Source organism: Mesorhizobium sp. B2-5-7, assembly GCF_006440875.1.
Lineage (GTDB): Bacteria > Pseudomonadota > Alphaproteobacteria > Rhizobiales > Rhizobiaceae > Mesorhizobium > Mesorhizobium australicum.
Map to the genome: position 1 here is coordinate 613,491 of NZ_VFUO01000002.1, position 20,419 is coordinate 633,909.

Consider the following 20,419-nt stretch of genomic DNA (forward strand, 5'->3'; position numbering starts at 1 on the left):
ACCGGTTATAGCGTCGCGGCAGGGCGGCTTACGCAAGCCAGTCCGGCACCGAATCCAGCCCGATCAGCTCGTCATAGGTCAGGCGCGGACGCACGACATGGAAACGGTCGCCGTCGACCAGCACCTCCGGCACCAGCAGGCGGGTGTTGTAGGTGCCGGCCTGGACCGCGCCATAAGCGCCGGCGGTGGAAACGGCGACGAGATCGCCCGCCATCAGCCGGGGCAGGTCGCGGTCGAGGCCGAGATAATCGCCGGTCTCGCAGACCTGGCCGACCACGTCGACCACCATGCGCGGCGCGTCGGCCGGCGGCTGCACGACCGGCTTGATCTCGTGGAAGGCATCGTAGAGCGTCGGCCGGATCAGGTCATTCATGGCAGCGTCGACGACGAGGAAATTCTTGGCGTCGCCCTCCTTCACGAAAATCACTTCAGAGACCAGGATGCCGGCATTGCCAACGATCAGCCGGCCCGGCTCGAACATCACCTTCAGACCCAATTTGGTGACATGCTTGCGGACGATCTGGGCATAGGCGTCGGGCAAGGGGGGCGGGTTGTTGTCGACGCGGTAGGGAATGCCGAGACCGCCGCCGAGATCGACATGCTCGATGGCGTGGCCGTCGCCGCGCAGCGCTCCGACCAGGTCGACCAGCAGGGCGAAGGCGTCGTCGAAGGGCTGCAACTCGGTGATCTGGCTGCCGATATGGGTATCGATGCCGGTGACCTTAATGCCCGGAAGCGTTGCCGCGCGGGCATAGACCTGGCGCGCCCGCTGCCAGGGAATGCCGAACTTGTTTTCAGCCTTGCCGGTTGAGATTTTCTTGTGGGTCTTGGCGTCGACATCGGGATTGATGCGCAGCGAGATAGGCGCCACCTTGCCGAGCGCCACGGCACGTGCCGACAACAGTTCGAGTTCCGGCTCGGATTCGACGTTGAAGCAGAGAATGCCGGCTTGGAGCGCAAAGTCCATTTCGCGGGCGGTCTTGCCGACGCCCGAGAACAGGATCTTGCCGGCCGGGACTCCTGCGGCGAGAGCCCGGCGCAATTCGCCTTCCGAGACGACGTCGGCGCCGGCGCCGAGCTTGGCCAAGGTCCGCAGCACCGCCTGGTTGGAATTGGCCTTCATGGCGTAGCAGACCAGCGTATCGAGCCCGGCAAAGGCCTGGACGAAGACACGGTAGTGCCTAGTCAGGGTCGCCGTCGAATAGCAATAGAACGGCGTGCCGACCTGTGCGGCGATATCAGGGATCGCCACGTCCTCGGCATGCAGCACGCCATCGCGGTAGTCGAAATGGTTCACGAGAGTGGTTCCGGAAGTTGAGGCACGATGCGATCGGGTTTGGAAAGACCAATCCCGCCTTCATCGGAGCTAGATCAGCGGGTCGAGAATGAACTTCTTGTCCACGACCGGTTTTTCCGGTTCCGGCGGCACGGGCTGGTGGGCCTTCTCGGCATCCTTGCGTGCCTGGACAGCCGCCTCATAGGGCGTGTCCAGGCCCGCCTTGCGGCCGCAGGCGGTCACGGAGGCAAGCGCCGCAAGCAGCGTCAGCGTCACCAAAATCCTGCTTCCGGTCATCGATCCATCCGTCCGAAACTCTCTGTCCGCCGCTGCTTTTAGCCGAGTTCTCGGTGCATTGCACCCCGGATATTGCTGATCGCGATATCCGGCATTACGCCTTGGCGAGACGCTTTTTCCAATAGCGGATCTGCTTTCTCACTTCCGACGGTGCGGTGCCGCCGAAGCTGGTGCGGCTCTTGACCGAGTTCTGCACCGCCAGCACCGAGAATATGTCGGAAGTGATGCCTGGGTTGATCGACTGCAGATCCTCCAGCGAAAGCTTTTCCAGGCTGACCTTCCTGTGTTCGGCCAGCGCCACCGCGCGGCCGGTGACATGATGGGCCTCGCGGAACGGCAGGCCCAAAGTACGCACCAGCCAGTCGGCGAGGTCGGTGGCGGTGGCGTGGCCGGAGCCGGCGGCCTTCTTCATCGCGGCGGCATTGACCGTCATGTCCGCAACCATGCCGGTCATCGCGGCCAGCATCAGGTCGAGCGTCTCGGCCGCGTCGAACACCGATTCCTTGTCTTCCTGCATGTCCTTGCCGTAGGTCAAAGGCATGCCCTTCATCACCGTCAGCAGGCCGACCAGATGGCCGTTGACGCGGCCTGTCTTGCCGCGAACCAGTTCGGCCGCGTCGGGGTTCTTCTTCTGCGGCATGATCGAGGAGCCGGTGGAGAAGCTATCCGACAGCCTGATGAAGCCGAATTGCGGCGTCGACCAGATGATGATCTCCTCGGCCAGCCGCGACAGGTGAGTGGCGCAGATCGCCGCCATGGCAAGGAATTCCAGCGCGAAATCGCGGTCTGAGACGCTGTCCAGCGAATTGCGCATCGGCTCGCGAAAGCCGAGCGCGCTCGCGGTCTGGTGACGGTCGATCGGGAAGCTGGTGCCGGCAAGGGCGGCGGCACCGAGCGGGCTCTCGTCCATCCGTTCGATGGCGTCGCGCACGCGTGACAGGTCGCGCGAAAACATCTCGACATAGGCCATGCAATGATGGCCGAAAGTGACCGGCTGCGCCGCCTGCATGTGGGTGAAACCCGGCATGACGGTCGCCGCATGTTCCTCGGCTCGCGCCAGGAGGGCCATGATCAAGCCTTTCAACGCCTCGGCGACACGAAAGCATTCGTCCTTGACCCAGAGCCTCAGATCGACGGCCACCTGGTCGTTGCGCGAACGGGCGGTGTGCAGCCGGCCGGCCGCCGGACCGATGAGATCGGCAAGGCGGGCCTCTATGTTCATGTGGATGTCTTCCAGCCGCGTCGAAAACTCGAAGCTGCCGCCCTCGATCTCTTTCAGGATCGTGTTCAGACCGTGAGCGATTTTTTCTTGATCGGCCGCCGAAATAATGCCCGTTTGCGCCAGCATCTCGCTATGAGCGATCGAGCCTCTTATGTCCTGCGCGTAGAGTTTGCGGTCGAACGAGATCGACGCGTTGATCGCTTCCATGATCGCGGCCGGACCCGAGGCAAATCGTCCGCCCCACATCTGGTTGCTGGTCTTCTTGTCGCTCATGGCTATAACCCGTGCTTCGGAGCAGTTTGAGAATATGGCAGACGGAAACAGATTTTTCCCGGCCCGGCGCCTGATCCTCGCCGCCCTGGTGGCGGGAGCGCTGGCCGGCGCGGTCGCGGTATATGTCAGCGAGAGCCGGTCTGGCAACAACGCCGCGCCCCAAGCAGCCGCCGGCGACAGCAAGGACGATGTCGCCTGCGCCGCCAAGAGCGATCGCGCCAAGAAGGTCGCGGCCGCGGCCACCGGCGAGGTCGCGGCACTTTTGCCGGCCGATCCGCCGCAGTCGATGAGGAGCCTCGCCTTCCACGGTCCGGACGGCAAGCCGATGACGATCGCCGATCATGCCGGCAAGACCGTGCTGCTCAATCTCTGGGCCACATGGTGCGCGCCCTGCCGTGCCGAAATGCCGGCGCTCGATGCGCTGCAAAAGGAGAAAGGCAGCGACGCCTTTCAGGTCGTCGCCGTCAACGTCGATGCCGGCGACGACGTGAAACCGAAGAAGTTTCTCGCCGATACCGGTGTGCACACGCTCGGCTACTACCGCGATTCGACGATGACACTGTTCAACGACCTCAAGACGCGCGGTCTGGCGCTCGGCCTGCCCGTCACCATGCTGATCGATGGCGAAGGCTGCCTGATCGCCCACATGAACGGTCCAGCCGAATGGGCCGGCCCCGATGCAAAGCGGCTGGTCGAGACGGCGCTCGGGTCGTGAGCCAGAGCACCTCCAGGATAGTGTGTAACGGTTCTCCGTCCGGAATTGCGTAAAAACAAAGAGCTCTAGGCCGAGCGTACGCTCGGCTTGAGCAATACGAGGCTGCCATCCTGGCGGTCGGCGCCTCGCGCCCGAACACGCTTGCCGTGGCCGGTCAGGTCTCCGAACGCCTCGATCGGCGCCGGCTTGCCGAGATAATAGCCCTGGCCGATCTCGCAGGCCTCGGCGTCGAGGAACTTCAACTCGCCGAGCGTCTCGACGCCCTCCGCCAGCACCGGCAGACCCAGGCCGCGCCCCAGCCCGAGCACGGCGCGCACGATCGCCGCAACCTGGCCGTTGGTGTCGACGGACTTGATGAAGGAACCGTCGATCTTGATCTTGTCGAAAGGGAAGGCGCGAAGGTTGGAGAGGGAGGAATAGCCGGTTCCGAAATCATCCATGGCCACGCGCACGCCAAGCGCCTTGACCTGTCGCAAACTCGCCAGCGCGCGCGGCATGTCCTTCACCAGCGCCGTCTCGGTGATTTCGAGTTCCAGCCTGGCTGCCGCGAGACCGGACTTGAGCAAGGTCTCGTGCACCTTTCGGCTGAAGTTCGGATTGTGCAACTGCACCGCGGAGACGTTGACGGCCACCGTCAGTGGATTTTCCCAACTGGCGGCCTCCTGGCACGCTGCGGTCAGCACCCAATCTCCGATCTGGCCTATGGCGCCGCTGTCCTCCGCCAGCGGAATGAATATGGACGGCGGAACATCGCCGCGTTCGGGATGCCGCCAACGGATCAAGGCTTCGAAGCCGACCATTTTGCCGCTGCTGATCTCTTTCTGCGGCTGGTAGACGAGATAGAATTCGTCGCGCGCTACTGCCTGGCGCAGTTCGTGCTCCATGACGCGCTTGTCGCGAGCCTCGGCGCCCATCGACGCCTCGAAATAGCGATAGGTGTCCCTGCCTTCGGTCTTGGCGCGATAGAGCGCGGTATCCGCATGGCTGATGAGGCTGGCCTGGTCTTCCGCGTCCAGCGGATAGAGCGCGATGCCGATGCTCCCCGATACCAGCCCGCCACCCGCCGAGAGCCGGTTCTCCTCGCGCATCGCGGCGAGCACCGCGTCGGCGATCCGGCTCGCCGCCTGCGGGTCGGGCAGGTTGGGGGCGATGATGGCGAATTCGTCGCCGCCCAGGCGCGCCAGCATCTGTCCGTGGCGAAGAACGCCGGAGACACAGTTCGCCACCTTCTGAAGCATCGCGTCGCCGGCGCCATGCCCATAAAGATCGTTCACCTCCTTGAACCGGTCGAGGTCGAGCAGCAGAAGCGCAAGATGCCCGCCCCTCGCGCCCTTGCCGGCTTTTGCGTCTCGGCTCGTGGCGGCGATTTCGGTATCAAGCCGGCTGGAAAAGCTACGGCGGTTGGCGAGCCCCGTCAGCGGATCGAAATGAGCGAGGCGAAGGATTTCCTGTTCCGCCTTCTTGCGTTCGCGAATGTCGCGGACGGCGACGACATTGTGAGGCTTGCCGCAATAGTCGATGCTTCTGGCGATCAGTTCGACGGGAATTCTCATCCCGTCGCGATTGCTTAGTTCCGCCTCCCACGGCTGTCCCTGGAAGTTGATCAGGTCGGATGCGGTGCGCTCATCGAAGAGGTCGCCAAGTTCCCTTCCGTTCAGTGTCGTGGCGACCATGCCGGTCAGCCTGGCCATGCTGTCGTTGACACTGACGATGCGATTGCCATCGCAGACGATCAGGCCTTCCACCGCGGCGTTGGCTAAGCCGTGCATGCGGTCGACCTCAAGCTTTTGGCGGCGGAAGCGAAGGTCGATCCACAGCGCGGTGGCCGAAAGCACCAGGATCACCAGAGTGGCCGCAGCGGCGGCGAAGGCCTGCGAGGTCGGTGCGACGGTGTGTTGGGATATGGCGATTGAGGAATCCGGGAAGATCGAGACGGCAGCCATGGCGATGAAGTGCAGGCCGCAGATTGCCAGCGTCAGCAAGACCGCACCGGCAAGCGTCGCAGGCAGCGACGAGCCGCGCAGGACGACGCGCAAAGCCAGCGCCGCGAGCGTCACGCCGGCCAGCAAGGAGACGGCGACGAGGAGCAGGTTCCATTCGATCCGGCCCTCGACCTCGAATGCCGCCATGCCGATGTAGTGCATGGCGGCAATACCGCCGCCCAGAACGGCGCCGCCGACCAGATGGTAATCAAGCTCGTCGCGCAAGGTGGCGACCCACATGCCGGCCGCCGTAACCGCCACCGCGCCAGCGAGCGAGAGTACTGAAAGTCCGGGATCATAGGCGTTGGGGATTCCCGGCGTGAAGGCAAGCATGGCGATGAAGTGCGTTGCCCAGATGCCGAAACCGGTCGAGGTGGAGGCGATCGTCAGCCAGGCAAGCCGATTTCGATCCGTCGAGCGACCTATGTGATGAAGAAGATTGACGGCTGAAAAACAGGAAATTCCACAAATCAGCGCTGCCAGTGCAACCAACCTCAGATCGTGCTGGTTCACGATGCAGTTATAGACCGTCAGCATCTTATTCCCCCTGGCCCGCAGGAAATAAAGAAAGAAATATGACTGATTAATGCTTGGCTGTTGAAGGATCGATAAAGCCGCCTGCAACCATAGCGTGCTTTTGCGGCGCAAGCTGACCGCAAGAGCACAGGCCAGGTCAGCCGCATCGATTGAAGACGACGGTTATTTCAGGCGGACGGTCACTGTCAGGGCGTCATGATCCGAGCTTGGGCTGCCATCCGGCAACACCGCCGGAAGAACCGCCGGCGCGCTGGCCGCGAGGCCGCGCGTGAAGAACCAGTCGATTCGGCCAACCGGGGTGCCGGCGGGCCGACGCTGGGTGGGCAGGTCCAAATTGTTGGCGGCCTGCCAATCATAGCCGCGCTCGGCAAGGGCCGCGAACAGCGGCTCGTGACGCTCGGCATGGATCAGCCGGTCCGGTTCGGCCATGACCCGAGCCATCCACGCCCGTGGGTCGTCATGGCGCTCCTCGTGGCTTGCCGTCAGCGTGTTGAAATCGCCGCCGAGCAGTACCGGCGCTTGCGCATCATAGTTGTCGATTGCATCGAGGAGTTTGCGTGTCTGAGCGGCCCTGCCAGCCGGATCGGTTCGGTTTTCAAGGTGCACCGAGACGACCGTCATCCTGCGGTCGCCGATGCGCACCTGGCCGCCGATCGCCATGCGTCCGCCGATGCGCGGTTGGCCGCGCTCCGGCCGAAACCAGCCGCCGGCGGCGTCCAGGCGCACCAGGAAGGGTCGCAGCAGCGGCATGCCACTGGTCACGGCATTGCCGTGAAAGCCTTCCGCGTTGGAGGCTTCACCGGTTGCCATGCGCTCGGCCTCGTTGCCGCCAGCGAGTTCGACGAACTCGACACCATAGGCGAAGGCATGGCCGAGCCGGTCGGCAAGCACGCTGAGCGGATGGCCGTTGCCGGAACGTGCCATGCCCTTGTCCACCTCGGACAACAGCACGATTTCGGGGGCCTGCCCGGCAAGCGTTCGTGCAATGGCATCGACATGACGGAGCCGCTCGACGTTCCAGGCCACCACCTTCAAGGCCTCGCCGACGTTCGCGCGCGACGCCTTGCCGCCGATTTCGATCTGGCCAAGAGCCGGAATGGCGGCTGCATGCCGCAAATGGGTGGCGCTATCGCGCGGGCCTTCGCGCATCGCCTGCCTGTCGGTGATGGGCACGTGCGCCAGCTGCTTCACCAGCATTTCATCATCCCTTTTAGCCGGATAACAATGACGGCCTTTACGTCCTTGGAAGTCGCCCTAGCTACCTAAGGCGCCGGTGTGACGTTTTCATGCCGCTGTAGCCGCCGGAGGGGAGAAAAGACCAGCTGTGCACAGGCCCGGGAGGCCACAACAGAACTGTCACATACCTTCTCTAAGAGAGCGGGCAAGGACTTGCGCAAGACCCTTGTCAACAGTCATTCAAGAGGGAAGAAATCATGACGATCATCAAGCGGGGCTTTGCTGCCCTTGCCGCTGGCGTGCTCAGCTCCGCGCTGGCGATGCCTGCCTTCGCGGAACCGACAAAATTCGATTTCTGGTTTGGTCTTTCGGGCGATCTCGCCCGGGTCGTGGACACGCTGTGCAAGAATTTCAACGCCTCGCAGAAGGACTATGAAGTCGTCTGCACCAGCCAGGGCAATTACGACGCCACCTTGCAGAACACCATTGCCGCCTTCCGCGCCGGCAAGCAGCCCACCGTCGTTCAGGTCTATGACGTCGGCACCGCCACCATGATGCTGTCGGGTGCCTACAAGCCGGCCGACAAGCTCATGGAAGAAAACGGCTACAAGATCGACTACGCCGATTATTTCCCCGGCATCGCCCGCTATTACGCCACCTCGAAAGGCGAGATGCTGTCCTTCCCGTTCAACTCGTCTACGGCGTTGATGTACTGGAACAAGGACGCCTTCGCCAAGATCGGCAAGACCGAAGCGCCGAAGACCTGGGAAGACGTCGGCGCCGACCTCAAGGCAATGAAGGACGCCGGCTATGAATGCCCGATGGCGATCAACATCTCGGCCAATGAAAGCTGGCAGCTGATGGAGCAGTTCTCCGCCATTCACAACCAGCCGATCGCTACCAAGAACAATGGCTATGACGGCCTCGACGCCCGCCTCGAAGTCAACAAGACCAAGTTCGTGCAGTACGTCACCGACCTCAAGAAGTGGTATGATGCCGGCCTGATCAAGATCAAGTCGAAGGATCTCGGCCAGGATATGGTCCAGGCCTTTGCCACCGGCACCTGCCAGGTCATCCTGACCTCGGTCGGCGATCACGGCACGGTTGGCCGTACGCAGAAGGAAGGCATGAACTGGGACGTCGCCGAACTGCCCGTCTATGCCGGCACGGAGCGCAAGAACTCGCTCGTCGGCGGCGCATCGCTGTGGGTTCTCTCGGGCAAGTCGGATGCTGAATACAAGGGCGCGGCCGCGTTCCTCAACTTCATCCACGATCCGAAGACCGCCCTGTTCTGGTCGACCAACACCGGTTACATCCCGGTGACCAAGTCGGGCTTCGACTACATGAAGGGCCAGGGCTTTTACGACAAGGCGCCTTACAAGGGCCGCGAAGTCGCGATCGCCAGCCTGACCGCCTCCGAGCCGACCGAAATCACCCGCGGCATCCGCCTGGGCAATTTCACCCAGATCCGCGCCGAGTTCGGCACCCAGATGCAGGCGATCTTCGCCAACAAGGTCACCGTGCAGGAAGGTCTCGACACGCTGGTCAAGAACGGCGACGCCATCCTCGACCGCTTCCAGCAGACATATCCAGGCAAGACCCTGCCCTGATCCAGGGATTTCCCAGACCGCCCGCCGACCCATTTGAGCATGATCCCGAAGACCGGTTTCCAGTTTTCGGGATCATGCCTGGGTCGACGGGCGGACATTTCGTTATTAATCTCTCGCTTGCTTTAAGCTGACCACCCTGCGGCAACGGCGGACCGATGGAAAAACGCGTCACTTTCGGCAGTTGGACAATCGGCATTCTTTTCGCGGTGCCGCAGCTCCTGCTGATCTTCACCTTCTTCTACTGGCCTGCCGGCCAGGCCGTATACTGGTCGCTGACGCTGCAGCAGCCCTGGGGCGGCGGCAACATCTGGGTCGGTCTCGACAATTTCCGCTCGATCCTGGCCAACGCCGATTACTGGAACTCGATCACAGCCAGCCTTGTCTTTGCCGGCATCAGCACCGGGCTTGCGATGTTCGTCGCGCTCGTGCTCGCCGCGCTCACCGACCGCCAGCTAGCCGGCTCATGGCTGTATCGCGTGGTGCTGATCTGGCCCTATGGCATCGCCGCGCCCGCCCTGGCGCTGGCATTCCGCTTCATCCTGGCGCCGGAAGCCGGCTTCATGGCCGTCGTCAACCAGGTCTGGCCCGGCTTCTGGGATCCCGGCCTGGACGGCGCCGACGCCATGGCTTCGATCATCATCGCCTTTTCCTGGAAGTATGTCGGCTACAACTTCATCTTCTTCCTCGCCGCGTTCCAGGCGATCCCGCGTTCCCTGATCGAAGCCGCCGCGATGGACGGCTCTGGTGTCATGAGGCGCTTCTGGGACATCCAGTTTCCGCTGATCACCCCGACCATCTTCTTCCTGCTTGTCATCAACATCACGGAAAGCTTCCAGGATTCCTTCGGCATCGTCGACATCATGACGTCCGGTGGGCCGGCGAATGCCACCAATCTGATGGTCTACAAGATCTACTCCGACGGCTTCAAAGGCCTCGATTACTCCGGCGCCGCCGCGCAGAGCATCATCCTGATGCTGCTCATCATCGTGCTGACCATTTTCCAGTTCCGCTTCATCGAGCGGCGCGTCCACTACAGGTGAGACTGATATGGTCGAGCGCACCCCGTTCCTCAATTTTTTCACGCACCTGATCTTGTTCGTCGGCTTCGTTTTCTGCGTGGCGCCGTTCGCCATCGTGGCGATCGCGGCTTCGCATAATCTCAGGGATGTCAACGACGTGCCGATGTCGCTGCTGCCGGGCAGCGATTTCTGGATCAACATCAAGACCGCCTGGGTGACGGCCGACCTTGGTCCCAAGCTGCTGAACAGCTTCATCGTTGCGACCGGCGTTGCCGCAGGCAAAGTGATCGTCTCGGCGCTGACCGCCTTCGCGATCGTCTATTTCCGATTTCCCGGCCGCACGCTGATCTTCTGGCTGATCTTCATCACTCTGATGCTGCCGCTTGAAGTGCGCATCGTGCCGACCTACGCAGTGGTCGCCAACGTGCTCGAGCCGTATCAGGCTATCCTGGACGTGACCGGCCTGAGCTGGCTGATCGAAACGGTTTCGGGCGTGCAGGTCCAGCTCAGCGTTGGGCTGCTCAACTCCTATCCCGGCCTGATTCTGCCGCTGGTCGCCACGGCGACCGGGACGTTCCTTTATCGCCAATTCTTCCTGACCGTGCCGGACGAATTGACGGAGGCCGCACGCATGGATGGCGCCGGGCCACTGCGCTTCTTCATCGATATCCTGTTGCCGCTGTCGCGCAACAACATGGCGGCGCTCGGGACCATCATGTTCCTGTGGGCATGGAACCAGTATCTATGGCCGCTGCTCATCACCACCGACCAATCGCATGCGATGGCGGTGACCGAGCTCAAGCAGCTCATCCCCAATGTCGGCGGCACTCCGGAGTGGCATATCGCCATGGCCGGCACTCTCATCATTATGCTGCCGCCGATGATCGTCGTGGTGCTGATGCAGCGCTGGTTCGTGCGCGGCCTGATCGCCACCGAGAAGTAACAAGGAGACAAAAATGGCCTCCATCGCAATACGCGGCGTCAAGAAGAACTATGCCAAGACGCAGGTCGTGCACGGCGTGGATCTCGACTTTGCCTCGGGCGAATTCGTCGTCATCCTCGGGCCGTCCGGCTGCGGCAAGTCCACGCTGCTCAGGATGATCGCGGGGCTGGAAGAAATTTCCGACGGCACGATCGCCATCGACGGCACGGTGGTCAACAAACTCGAGCCGCGCGAGCGCGGCTGCGCCATGGTGTTCCAGAATTACGCGCTTTATCCGCACATGAGCGTGGCCCAGAACATCGGCTATTCGCTGAAAGTCGCCGGTGTTCCCTCGGCCGAGCGCAACCAGCGCATCCAGGCGGTGGCCCGCACACTGGAACTCGAGCAACTGCTCGACCGCAAGCCGATGGCGCTTTCGGGTGGCCAGAGGCAACGCGTCGCCATGGGCCGCGCCATGATCCGCGAGCCGAAGGTGTTCCTGTTCGACGAGCCTCTGTCCAATCTCGACGCCAAGCTGCGCGTGCAGATGCGTTCGGAGATCCGCAAGCTGCATCGCCGGCTGAATGCCACCTCCGTCTTCGTCACCCACGACCAGGTAGAGGCCATGACATTGGCCGACCGGCTGGTGGTGATGAATGGGGGACGGGTCGAACAGGTCGGCACGCCAGGTGAAATCTACACCCGCCCGGCCAGCCGCTTCGTCGCCACCTTCGTCGGCGCGCCTGCCATGAACATCCTCGAAGGCACCGCCGAACTCGACGGATTGTCGCTGCTCGGCGGCAGTCGGCGCCTGGCGATGGCTCGCGCCGGCCTGCCGGTCGGCACGAAAGTGGCGATGGGCATCCGGCCGGAAGCGGTCCGGCTGGTGGCACCAGGCACGGCCGGCGCGCTCGATGCCACTGTCGACCTGGTCGAGGAATTGGGCGCGGGGCGGGTGATCTATGTCGACCTCGACGGCGCGCCGTTTTCGGTGATGACCTCGGAGCCCGTTCACCCCGAGCCCGGCAGCACCATCGGCCTGAAGATCTCGCCTGACGACATGCACTTCTTCTCGTCGGAGACAGGCACCCGTCTCGATGTCTTCAAGGCTTCGGTGCCAGAGCCAGCGCTTTGATTTCCAGCACGCGCGCCGCCAAAGAGACGTACATGAAAATCATCCAGGTCACCGACGTGCATCTTGGTCAGCAAGGTGAGCGCCGCTTTGGGGCCGACCTGCACCAGCGGCTGGATCAGTGCATCGCGCACATCAATGCGCATCACGCCGACGCCGCGCTTTGCGTCTTCACCGGCGACCTGACGGAGACCGGTGCGCCGCGGAGCTATGCCGATTTGCGCGCTGCCCTGACCACGCTGTCGGTGCCGTATAGGCTGCTGCCGGGCAACCATGACCGGCGGGCCAATCTCATCGCCGCGTTTCCCGACGTTCCGGTCGACGAAAACGGCTTCGTGCAATCGGTCCACGATACCGGCAACGAAGTGCTGTTGTTTCTCGACTGCCTGGCGGAAGGGCGCATCGAGGGCGAACTGTGCGAGAGGCGGCTTGCCTGGCTCGACGCCCGGATGGAACAGTCGGGCGGCCGGCCCGCTTACGTGTTCCTGCATCATCCGCCGGTCGCGCTCGGCCTGCCTCAACTCGATCCGCTGGCGCTTCAACAGCCCGAGCGGTTGCTCGACTTGTTGCGGGGCCATGGCAACGTCCGGCATATCTTCTTCGGCCATGTGCATCGAGACATTGCCGGCACCGTTGCCGGCATCCCGTTCTCGGCGCAGCGCGGCCTGCATGCCCGCTTCGAGCTTGCCCTCGAGCGATCGAGCGAGATCGTCGAACAAGCGCCGCCGTCCTACGCCGTCATCCTCATCGACAGCGCCAACGAGTGCGTGGTGGTGCACGGTTGCGATTTTATCGAGCAATGGCCGATCTATTCAGCCGAAACCGGCGAACGCATCACGGCGTAAGCTTGCCACTTCGCTTGGGTTCAGCGGCTTAAAATCGTCGGGCTCAAACGAAGACGTGCGCCTTGCCCGATACGGTCAGCCGCACGATCTCGCCGACCGCCGGCGCGTCCATGCCGGATTTGCGTAGGATCAGCGGTGTGCCGCCGATGGCCGCGGCGTCGGGCGGATCGGAATTGTTCAGGAGCCGCACCGCGATCGTGCATGTCGAGCCGGCGAATTCCGATTCCGTCACCTCGCCGAACGGCATGTCCGATGTGCCCGACATGCCCTCGCGCGAGGTGCGTTTCAGGCCGATCTGCTCCGGCCGCAGCATGATACGGGCGACATCGCGGCTGTCCGGCGCGTCGACGGCGATGCGGCCCAGCGGCGAACTGGCGAAGCCGCCCGAAATGCTCGCCGGCAGGATGATGGCATCGCCGAGAAACTCGGCGATCATCCTGTCCTTCGGCTTGAGATAGAGCTCGCGCGGCGTGCCGACCTGGGAAAATTTCCCATCGCGCATTACCGCCACCTGGCTGGCGAAGGACAGCGCCTCGGCCTGGTCGTGCGTCACCAGGATGGTGGTGATGCCGGCCGCCTCCAGAAGTTCGGCCACCGCCTTGCGCATCGAGGCGCGCAGGCCGGTGTCGAGTGCCGAGAACGGCTCGTCGAGCAGCATCAGCCGCGGCTTCATCGCCATGGCGCGGGCCAGCGCCACGCGCTGCTGCTGGCCGCCGGAGAGCTCGTGCGGGCGGCGTTTGAGGATCGCCTTGTCGAGTCCCACGATGTAGGCAAGTTCGACGATGCGCTCGGCGCGCCTGTCGTCGTCCCGTGCCATGCCGAAGCCGATATTGTCCGAGATGGTCAGATGCGGGAACAGGGCGCCGTCCTGCGCCACCACGCCGATGCCGCGGCGATGCGCCGGGACAGCGGCGCCGCCATTGGCCAGCTCCTGGCCGTCGAGTACGATGCGGCCTTGGTCAGGCGCCTCGAAGCCGGCGATCAGCCGCAGCAAGGTCGTCTTGCCGCAGCCGGAAGGTCCCACGATCGCCGTGCGGCTGCCGCTGGCGACGTTCAGGTTGACGCCGGCTAGTGCGGCGACCGGGCCGTAGTGCTTGTGCAGATTACCGAGTTCGAGAAAGCTCATCGTCCTGCCATCCGCTTCGACTGGACGTAGAGCAGCCAGGTCAGGGGCAGCGACATCGCCACCATGATGAAGGCGTAAGGAGCCGCCGAGGCGTAATCGATCTCGCTGCTGTAGGACCAGAACGCCATGGCCAGTGTGCGGGTGCCGTTCGGCGCCAGCATCTGGGTCGCGGTCAGTTCGTTCATGATGCCGAGCGCCACCAGGGCCATGCCGGCCGCCGCACCGGGCGCCGACAGGCGGATCGTCGTCGACCACAGCGCATTGAGCGGCCGCCGGCCGAGGCTGGACGCGGCGCGTTCGAGCTCGACCGGCGCTTGCGCGATCGATGCACGCAGGCTGACCAGCGCGCGCGGCAGGAACATCAGTGCATAGGCGACCAGGATGGTGAACAAGGTCTGGTAGAGCGGCAGTGCGATGCGCACCGTGATGGTGACCAGTGCCAGCGCGATGACGACACCCGGCAGCGAGCCGACGATGTAATTGCATCCCTCGAGCAAGCGCTGCAACGGACCTGGCGCGCGGATAGAGATCCAGGCCATCGGCATGGCCGCGACCGTGGCAAGCAGGGCGCCAGCGAGCGACAGGAACAGCGTCTGGCCGAGTGCCAGGCCGATCTCGTCGAAGCGCCAGACATCGGCGCCGCCGGCGGCGAGCCAGCGCCCGATGGTCACGAACGGAACGCCAAGCGCCAGCAGTGCGGTGACGGCGAGCAGCAGCAAGCTGGGCAGGGTGGCGCGGCCGAGGTTCATTCGTTGCTGGTACCGCGCGGCACCCGAGCCGACACGGGCATAACGCTCCTCGCCGCGGACCAGCACTTCGAGGCCGAGCAGCACGAAGCAGCAGGTCACCAGCACGCCGGCCAGCATGCTGGCGGCCGGGCCGTTGAAGGTCGACTGGAACTGATCGACGATCGCGGTCGTGAAGGTGTCGAAGCGGATGAAGACATAGAGACCATATTCGGCCAGCAGATGCAGGCCGACCAGCAGCGAGCCGCCGCATATTGCGAGCCTGAGCTGCGGCAGCACGACGCGCCAGAACACGCGCCAGGGTCCATGGCCAAGTGCCGCGGCCGCGTCCTCGAGAGCGGGATCGAGACGGCGCAGGGCCGCCGACACCGGCAGATAGAGGAAAGGGAAATAGGCGATCACGGACACCAGCACGCCAGCCCACAGGCCGTGCAGCCCGGGCACCAGGGTGATCCAGGCATAGGAGTGCACGAAAGCGGGGATGGCGAGCGGCGCCACGCAGAGCCAGGACCAGAGCCGGGCACCGGGCAGGTCGCTGCGTTCCGTCAGCCACGCCAGCGTCACCGACAAGGTGATGGCGATCGGCACCGCCAGCACGACGAGCAGGCCGGTGTTGACCAGCAGTTCGCCGACACGCGGCCGAAAGACCAGTGCCGAGACCGTCTCCCAGCCGGTCTGCACCGCAATCCAGATGATGAAAGCGAGCGGCAGTAGCGCCAGCAGGGAGACAAATATGGCGGCGGCGACAAGCCAAGGCGCAGCCCGCCGCTGCGCCCGTCGACGCATCTTGGGCGGCAGGCCGGGACGCGCGAGATCGACCGCGGACTGCATCAGTTCAGGCGCCATACCGTTGCGACGCGGCAGCGGCAATCATGGGACCACGGTCGCGGTCAGGAACGAAGCGTGTCGTCATGGACGAATGCATCTCGAAACAAAACGCTCCCGCGAAAGGTGAATTCCCGCGGGAGCACGATCTGACGTCCTTATTAGGAAGAACGGCAACTAAAGCAAGCCGGCTGCCGTCATCAGATCGGTGACCTTCCTGGAGTTCAGCGTCGTGGCATCGACCTTCGGCGCCTGCAGGTCGGCCAGTGGCACCAGCTTCGGATTGGACGGCGCGCCCTTGCCGACCGCGTATTCGAAGGAGGTTCCGTTCTTCAGCACGTCCTGGCCGTTCTTGCCGGTCACCCATTTCAGGAAGGCCTGGGCTTCCTTGGGATGCTTGCTCGAGGCCAGCACGCCGCCGCCGGAAACCGATACGAAAGCGCCCGGATCCTGGTTCTTGAAATAGTGCAGCGCGACGTTCTTGGAGTTTTCGCCGGTTTTGGCCTGATCGCCAAAGTAGTAGTAGTGGTAGATCACGCCGCCTTCGATCTCACCGGCATTGACCGCCTTCATCACGGTGCTGTTGCCCTTGTAGGCGGTGAAGTTCTCCTTCATCGCCTTCAGCCAGTCGGCCGTGGCGGGCTCGCCCTTGAGCTGCAGCAAAGCGCTCACGATGGCCTGGAAATCGGCGCCGGAAGGCGAAGCCGCCCAGCGGCCCTTCCAGCTCGGGTCGGCGAGATCGAGCATCGACTTGGGCAGCTGGTCTGCCTTGAGCTTGGTGGTGTTATAAGCAAACACGGTGCTGCGCGCGGCCACGCCCACCCATTTGCCGCTGGTGGCCTGATAGTCTTGCGGGACTTGAGCCAGCGTATCGGCGTCGACCGGCGCGAACAGGCCGGCATTCTCGACCAGCACCATGGCCGGCGAATTTTCCGTCAGGAACACGTCGGCGGGCGAGGCAGCGCCTTCGGCGACGATCTGGTTGGAGAAGTCGCTGTCACCGCCGTTGCGCAAGGTGACCTTTATCCCCGTCTCCTTGGTGAACCCTTCCGCCCATTCCTTCGCCAGGCTTTCATGCTGGGCGTTATAGACGACGATGCCGGCATCTTCGGCCGTCGCCGGACCAGCGGCGAGGCTGATTGCAAGCGCGGCTATGCTGGCAAGGGCAAGAAGGGGGGATTTCATAAGGGTACTCCTCGGGTTGTCCCGCACTGGGGTGCGTCCGAGTACCAATTCATGAATGCACTAGTCAAGATTGAAAGACGACGGGCATCATCACGGTTTCGCGTGTCGGACGCCGATGGCATCACCCAATATGCGGGGCTGGTGGCTGCTCCTGCGGGATGCAGCCATCGACCATCGGATGAATGGTCCACCGCTGGTCCAGCCCCTGCTGTGTTCGTTTGGTCTCGGGATCGAACGCTTCGTTCAGCATGGCGCACCAGGTCCTGCGCAGATTGTCGCAGCGCGCCCGGAACGCTGCGCTGCCAAGCCCGTCACGGATATCCTGCGCGGACAGGTCGGTGGTCTCGCCCGGCGGTTTGGGCGGAACCGTGCCCGTGTCGGCAAAGTCCGGATCCCACTGCAGATAGTGTTTCGCGTCGACACTGGCGGCCGCATCGAATTTGACCACCGCCATCAGCGGATGAAACTCGTGCCAGCCCTTGTGGTAGCCGTCATAGACATGTTCGCCGAGGACGGCGACATGATCGCCCATCCTGATGGGGCCGAGCACCTTGTCGCCGACATTGGCGTCCTCGACATTGCCGGGGTTCCAGTTGAACAATCCCTGCAGGACCGGCTTGACCCCGCCGAAATAGGATGCCGCTCCGCCGATGGCGCCGCCAACGGCCGCTCCGAGCAATCCTCCCAGGAACGAGCCGATGGCGCAGCCCAGCGCACCCAGGAAGAACGATCCTATGGCGCAGCCGACAGCCGCTCCGACACTGGCGCCGGCGGCCGCCGCGGCCACCGTGACGACCAGGGCCGCCGTCAGCAGGATGACGATGGCCGGCGCCCATTGGCGCATCTTGATCCAGAAGTCGCCCTCGGCCTCGCAGTGCAGGCCCCAGCGGGCATGATCGTCGGCCGGTGCGTAGCCCAGATCCGTCTTTAGGTCGTCGCGTGGCAACAGCAACTCATGACCCTGAAAGCCGTCATTGAGAATATCGTTGGCCGGATGGGCCGCGACGCAGGCGGCGAATTCCGCCACGATGGTGCCGTCGGCATTGTAGCGATTGGCCGCCGCCAAGGCCGCCTCGTTGGTCTCGGCGTTGAGAATTTCGGTCGTCGGATGCGGCATCAGTATGACGTCGAAATACTGGTCGTTGTCGAAGGCGCCGAGATCGCTGCGGAACGGATTGTAGGAGACGATGCCGACGGCGCATTTCGGGTTGTCCTTGTCGAGGCAGACCAGGCGATGGTTGAGCCATTCCCCGGCGGCCTTGTCGATCGTCGCGGTGGCGGACGCCAGAAATGCAATTGCCGCGGCAAGTGCCGCACCGACCGGCCCCAGCAGCAGGCCGAAGGCGGCCGCCAACCCGGTGATCACGATGATCTGCAGCGCCTGGCCGGCGAGGAAAGCCAGCCGATCGTCCTCGTTGTAGGGCTTGCCACCGGCCGGATAGAGAAAGCAGCTCGTATAGTGCTTGTAAGCCATCGGAGCGCCTCAGCCTTTCGTGGCGGTGAGCGTCACGCCGCCGGTCATGGTGCGCGATCCGCTCTCGCCGATCGTGAAGACGTGGACGTTGAAGGTCTTTGAGCCGCGGAACGCGGTGTCCTTCGGTTCGATTTCGACAGCGATCTCGGTCAGCTGGCGCGGCTGCAGCAAAAGCGTTCTTGGGACGATCCTGACCGACCAGTCGTCCGGCACGGGAAACCGGCCATACGCCTGTTCCTCGAGGGCCTCGGCCCAGCGCGCCTTGCTTTCGGCGAGCCGCGGCTGTGGGGTGTCCGTGCGCTCGTCTCGACCCTGGCCGCGTGGCGGGATACATGGCCGCAGCTTCGGCAGAGCGTAGCAGTCCGCCTCGATCTGGAAACGCCGGACGACCGAGGCCTCGTTGCGCACGCTGAAGACGAACTTCGCCGGTGAGCGCATCTCGGCAATGTTGACGTTCTTCTGGCCAAGGTTGTTGCTGGGGTTGGCGTCATCGCCCCAGGAAAGCTGTGCTTGAAGGCAGTAGTGGCCGCCGGTGGCGGGCGTGGTCCAACTGAACTCGGCATAGGCAGGGCAATCGATCGTGCCCTTGGCTCCGAGATTTATGGCGACGTTGGCGATCGGACGGGAAATGGTCTGGGCGCCGAATGACAGGTAGGACAGTGCCACCCCGACGCCCACCGCTGGGGCGTCATAGGACCCGTTCCAGACGCGCACGCGAACGCGATATGCATGTGCTGGCTGAAGCGCGCCGCTGACCGGCAAGGTGCCGTCGAAAATGTCGATGTCGGGATTGTCCCAGGTGACCGCGAGCCCCTGCGCCATCAGATAGTACTGGGCATATAGAAGAGGATCGGCGCGCTTGTAGATGTCGGGCGGTAGCTGGATGCAGCAGTCGTTCTGCGCCGGGCTGGGCAGCCGCTGGCCCTTGGCCAGCCGGCACAGCAGCCTGCATATCGTGGCAAACAGCACCTTCAGCCCGGCGGCCAGACGCTTCCAGAATTCGGCGGCGAACAACAGCAAGGCCGCGGTTCTGATGTGGTTGACCAGAGATCCTGCCATGTCGTGTTTCCCACGCTGAGAGGACGCAACGGTAATGTTTTCCTGGCGGACCTGTCTCCGCCGGTTGTCCAGAGGCTATTTCTTCAGTGATCCCTGTCTTCTGTAGAAGTAGACGGCGGCGACAAGGACCATGGCCGCAATGACAAGGCTGCTCTCGAAAGTTCCCGAGCCATTGTCGGGAGAAAATCCAAAAATGCGTTCAATGAAATCCATTTCGGCCGCCCTCCGATTCCTTCGACGCTACAGAAGGGTTTACCTAACGTCAATCAAAGGTTGGTCCCGCGCCGCTCCTCACGCATGAGCTGGGGAACCAGAGAACCCAGTCAGGGAATTCAGCGGGCCATCCCGCAAACTTTCGTGATTTGCCCGTAGTTTGGCTTGGACATTATTTCGCCGGCCACGTAACAAATCAGTGCCGAGGCGCGAAGATCGGGGAGTGAACTCTTGTGAGCGGCAAGGACGAGGCCGAGCTTTCCCGGCTGATGCGGGCCGCGATCGCGGGGGATGAAAAGGCCTATGCCGACTTTCTGCACCGGATTGCCGCGCTGGTGCGCGGTTTCGTCAGGCGCAAGATCGTGCAGGGCGGGGTCGATCCCGAGGATGTCGTGCAGGAAACCTTGCTGGCCATTCATGTGAAACGGCACACCTGGCGCCAGGACGCGCCGGTGCTGCCCTGGGTCTATGCGATTGCCCGTTTCAAGCTGATCGACGCGTTCCGGCGGCGCGGACGGCGCATCGAGATCGATGTCGACGACATCGCCGAGACGTTCGCCGAGCCCGAAACGGAAACCGTCAGCGAGCGGGACATCAACCGGGCGCTCGACGGGCTGCCGCCGGCACAGCGTTCGGTGGTTTCAGCCGTATCCGTGGAGGGCCGCTCGATCGGCGAGACGGCGGCTAAGTTCGGCATCAGCGAGACGGCGGTGCGGGTGTCGCTGCACCGGGGACTTACCGCCATAGCCAGGCGATTCGGGCAGGGGCGGTTCGGGCGGGAATGA

The 20,419-nt window shown here is 63.6% G+C and carries 18 protein-coding genes; 7 read left to right on the plus strand and 11 right to left on the minus strand.

The features are described from left to right. Positions 1-28: 28 nt before the first annotated feature. From lysA to argH, 3 genes are all read right to left on the minus strand, one after another. Complete coding sequence (gene lysA / locus FJ543_RS10450) at positions 29-1,297, minus strand: diaminopimelate decarboxylase (RefSeq protein ID WP_015315542.1); 1,269 nt, start codon at positions 1,295-1,297, stop codon at positions 29-31. Between the two features lie 69 nt (positions 1,298-1,366). Continuing rightward, the gene (locus FJ543_RS10455; RefSeq protein ID WP_015315543.1) at positions 1,367-1,573 is read right to left on the minus strand and encodes a lipoprotein; all 207 of its coding nucleotides are present in this window, start codon (positions 1,571-1,573) and stop codon (positions 1,367-1,369) included. Positions 1,574-1,667: 94 nt separating this feature from the next. Then, positions 1,668-3,068, minus strand: coding sequence for an argininosuccinate lyase (gene argH / locus FJ543_RS10460; protein ID WP_015315544.1), 1,401 nt, complete (start codon positions 3,066-3,068; stop codon positions 1,668-1,670). A 34-nt stretch (positions 3,069-3,102) separates the two neighbouring features. Here argH and FJ543_RS10465 point away from each other — a divergent pair, with 34 nt between their 5' ends. After that, positions 3,103-3,783, plus strand: coding sequence for a TlpA disulfide reductase family protein (locus FJ543_RS10465; RefSeq protein ID WP_140616834.1), 681 nt, complete (start codon positions 3,103-3,105; stop codon positions 3,781-3,783). Between the two features lie 65 nt (positions 3,784-3,848). Here the strand turns inward: FJ543_RS10465 and FJ543_RS10470 are convergent, their stop codons facing one another. Both FJ543_RS10470 and FJ543_RS10475 read right to left on the minus strand, forming a co-directional pair. Further along, the gene (locus FJ543_RS10470) at positions 3,849-6,302 is read right to left on the minus strand and encodes an EAL domain-containing protein (protein ID WP_140616835.1); all 2,454 of its coding nucleotides are present in this window, start codon (positions 6,300-6,302) and stop codon (positions 3,849-3,851) included. 162 nt (positions 6,303-6,464) lie between these two features. Further along, positions 6,465-7,499: an endonuclease/exonuclease/phosphatase family protein gene (locus tag FJ543_RS10475; protein WP_140874969.1), complete on the minus strand. Its 1,035-nt coding sequence runs from the start codon at positions 7,497-7,499 to the stop codon at positions 6,465-6,467. Between the two features lie 236 nt (positions 7,500-7,735). On the opposite strand from FJ543_RS10475, the gene FJ543_RS10480 reads away from it, so the two are divergent. From FJ543_RS10480 to FJ543_RS10500, 5 genes are all read left to right on the plus strand, one after another. After that, positions 7,736-9,088, plus strand: a complete 1,353-nt coding sequence (locus FJ543_RS10480; RefSeq protein ID WP_015315548.1) for an extracellular solute-binding protein — start codon at positions 7,736-7,738, stop codon at positions 9,086-9,088. 155 nt (positions 9,089-9,243) lie between these two features. After that, the gene (locus FJ543_RS10485; RefSeq protein WP_015315549.1) at positions 9,244-10,128 is read left to right on the plus strand and encodes a sugar ABC transporter permease; all 885 of its coding nucleotides are present in this window, start codon (positions 9,244-9,246) and stop codon (positions 10,126-10,128) included. Between the two features lie 7 nt (positions 10,129-10,135). Then, positions 10,136-11,050: an ABC transporter permease subunit gene (locus FJ543_RS10490; protein WP_140712884.1), complete on the plus strand. Its 915-nt coding sequence runs from the start codon at positions 10,136-10,138 to the stop codon at positions 11,048-11,050. A 13-nt stretch (positions 11,051-11,063) separates the two neighbouring features. Beyond that, on the plus strand, positions 11,064-12,164 hold the full coding sequence (locus FJ543_RS10495) for a sn-glycerol-3-phosphate import ATP-binding protein UgpC (protein ID WP_140874971.1): 1,101 nt from the start codon (positions 11,064-11,066) through the stop codon (positions 12,162-12,164). Positions 12,165-12,196: 32 nt separating this feature from the next. Then, positions 12,197-13,006, plus strand: a complete 810-nt coding sequence (locus FJ543_RS10500) for a phosphodiesterase (RefSeq protein WP_140874973.1) — start codon at positions 12,197-12,199, stop codon at positions 13,004-13,006. Positions 13,007-13,049: 43 nt separating this feature from the next. Here the strand turns inward: FJ543_RS10500 and FJ543_RS10505 are convergent, their stop codons facing one another. The 6 genes from FJ543_RS10505 to FJ543_RS31435 all read right to left on the minus strand — a co-directional run bounded on the left by FJ543_RS10505 (position 13,050) and on the right by FJ543_RS31435 (position 19,634). Next, positions 13,050-14,132, minus strand: coding sequence for an ABC transporter ATP-binding protein (locus FJ543_RS10505; RefSeq protein WP_140712890.1), 1,083 nt, complete (start codon positions 14,130-14,132; stop codon positions 13,050-13,052). Further along, the gene (locus tag FJ543_RS10510) at positions 14,129-15,709 is read right to left on the minus strand and encodes an iron ABC transporter permease (protein ID WP_181173955.1); all 1,581 of its coding nucleotides are present in this window, start codon (positions 15,707-15,709) and stop codon (positions 14,129-14,131) included. The genes FJ543_RS10505 and FJ543_RS10510 overlap by 4 nt, the downstream gene beginning before the upstream one ends. 171 nt (positions 15,710-15,880) lie before the next feature. Continuing rightward, on the minus strand, positions 15,881-16,888 hold the full coding sequence (locus tag FJ543_RS10515; protein ID WP_140874977.1) for an iron ABC transporter substrate-binding protein: 1,008 nt from the start codon (positions 16,886-16,888) through the stop codon (positions 15,881-15,883). Positions 16,889-17,009: 121 nt separating this feature from the next. Beyond that, positions 17,010-18,362: a hypothetical protein gene (locus FJ543_RS10520; protein ID WP_140874979.1), complete on the minus strand. Its 1,353-nt coding sequence runs from the start codon at positions 18,360-18,362 to the stop codon at positions 17,010-17,012. A 9-nt stretch (positions 18,363-18,371) separates the two neighbouring features. Beyond that, positions 18,372-19,421, minus strand: a complete 1,050-nt coding sequence (locus tag FJ543_RS10525; RefSeq protein WP_140720256.1) for a hypothetical protein — start codon at positions 19,419-19,421, stop codon at positions 18,372-18,374. Between the two features lie 75 nt (positions 19,422-19,496). Beyond that, positions 19,497-19,634: a hypothetical protein gene (locus tag FJ543_RS31435; RefSeq protein ID WP_181166415.1), complete on the minus strand. Its 138-nt coding sequence runs from the start codon at positions 19,632-19,634 to the stop codon at positions 19,497-19,499. A gap of 233 nt (positions 19,635-19,867) precedes the next feature. Between FJ543_RS31435 and FJ543_RS10530 the strand changes: the two genes are divergently transcribed. Beyond that, a complete protein-coding gene (locus FJ543_RS10530; RefSeq protein WP_015315559.1) occupies positions 19,868-20,419 on the plus strand; it encodes a sigma-70 family RNA polymerase sigma factor in 552 nt (183 codons plus the stop codon).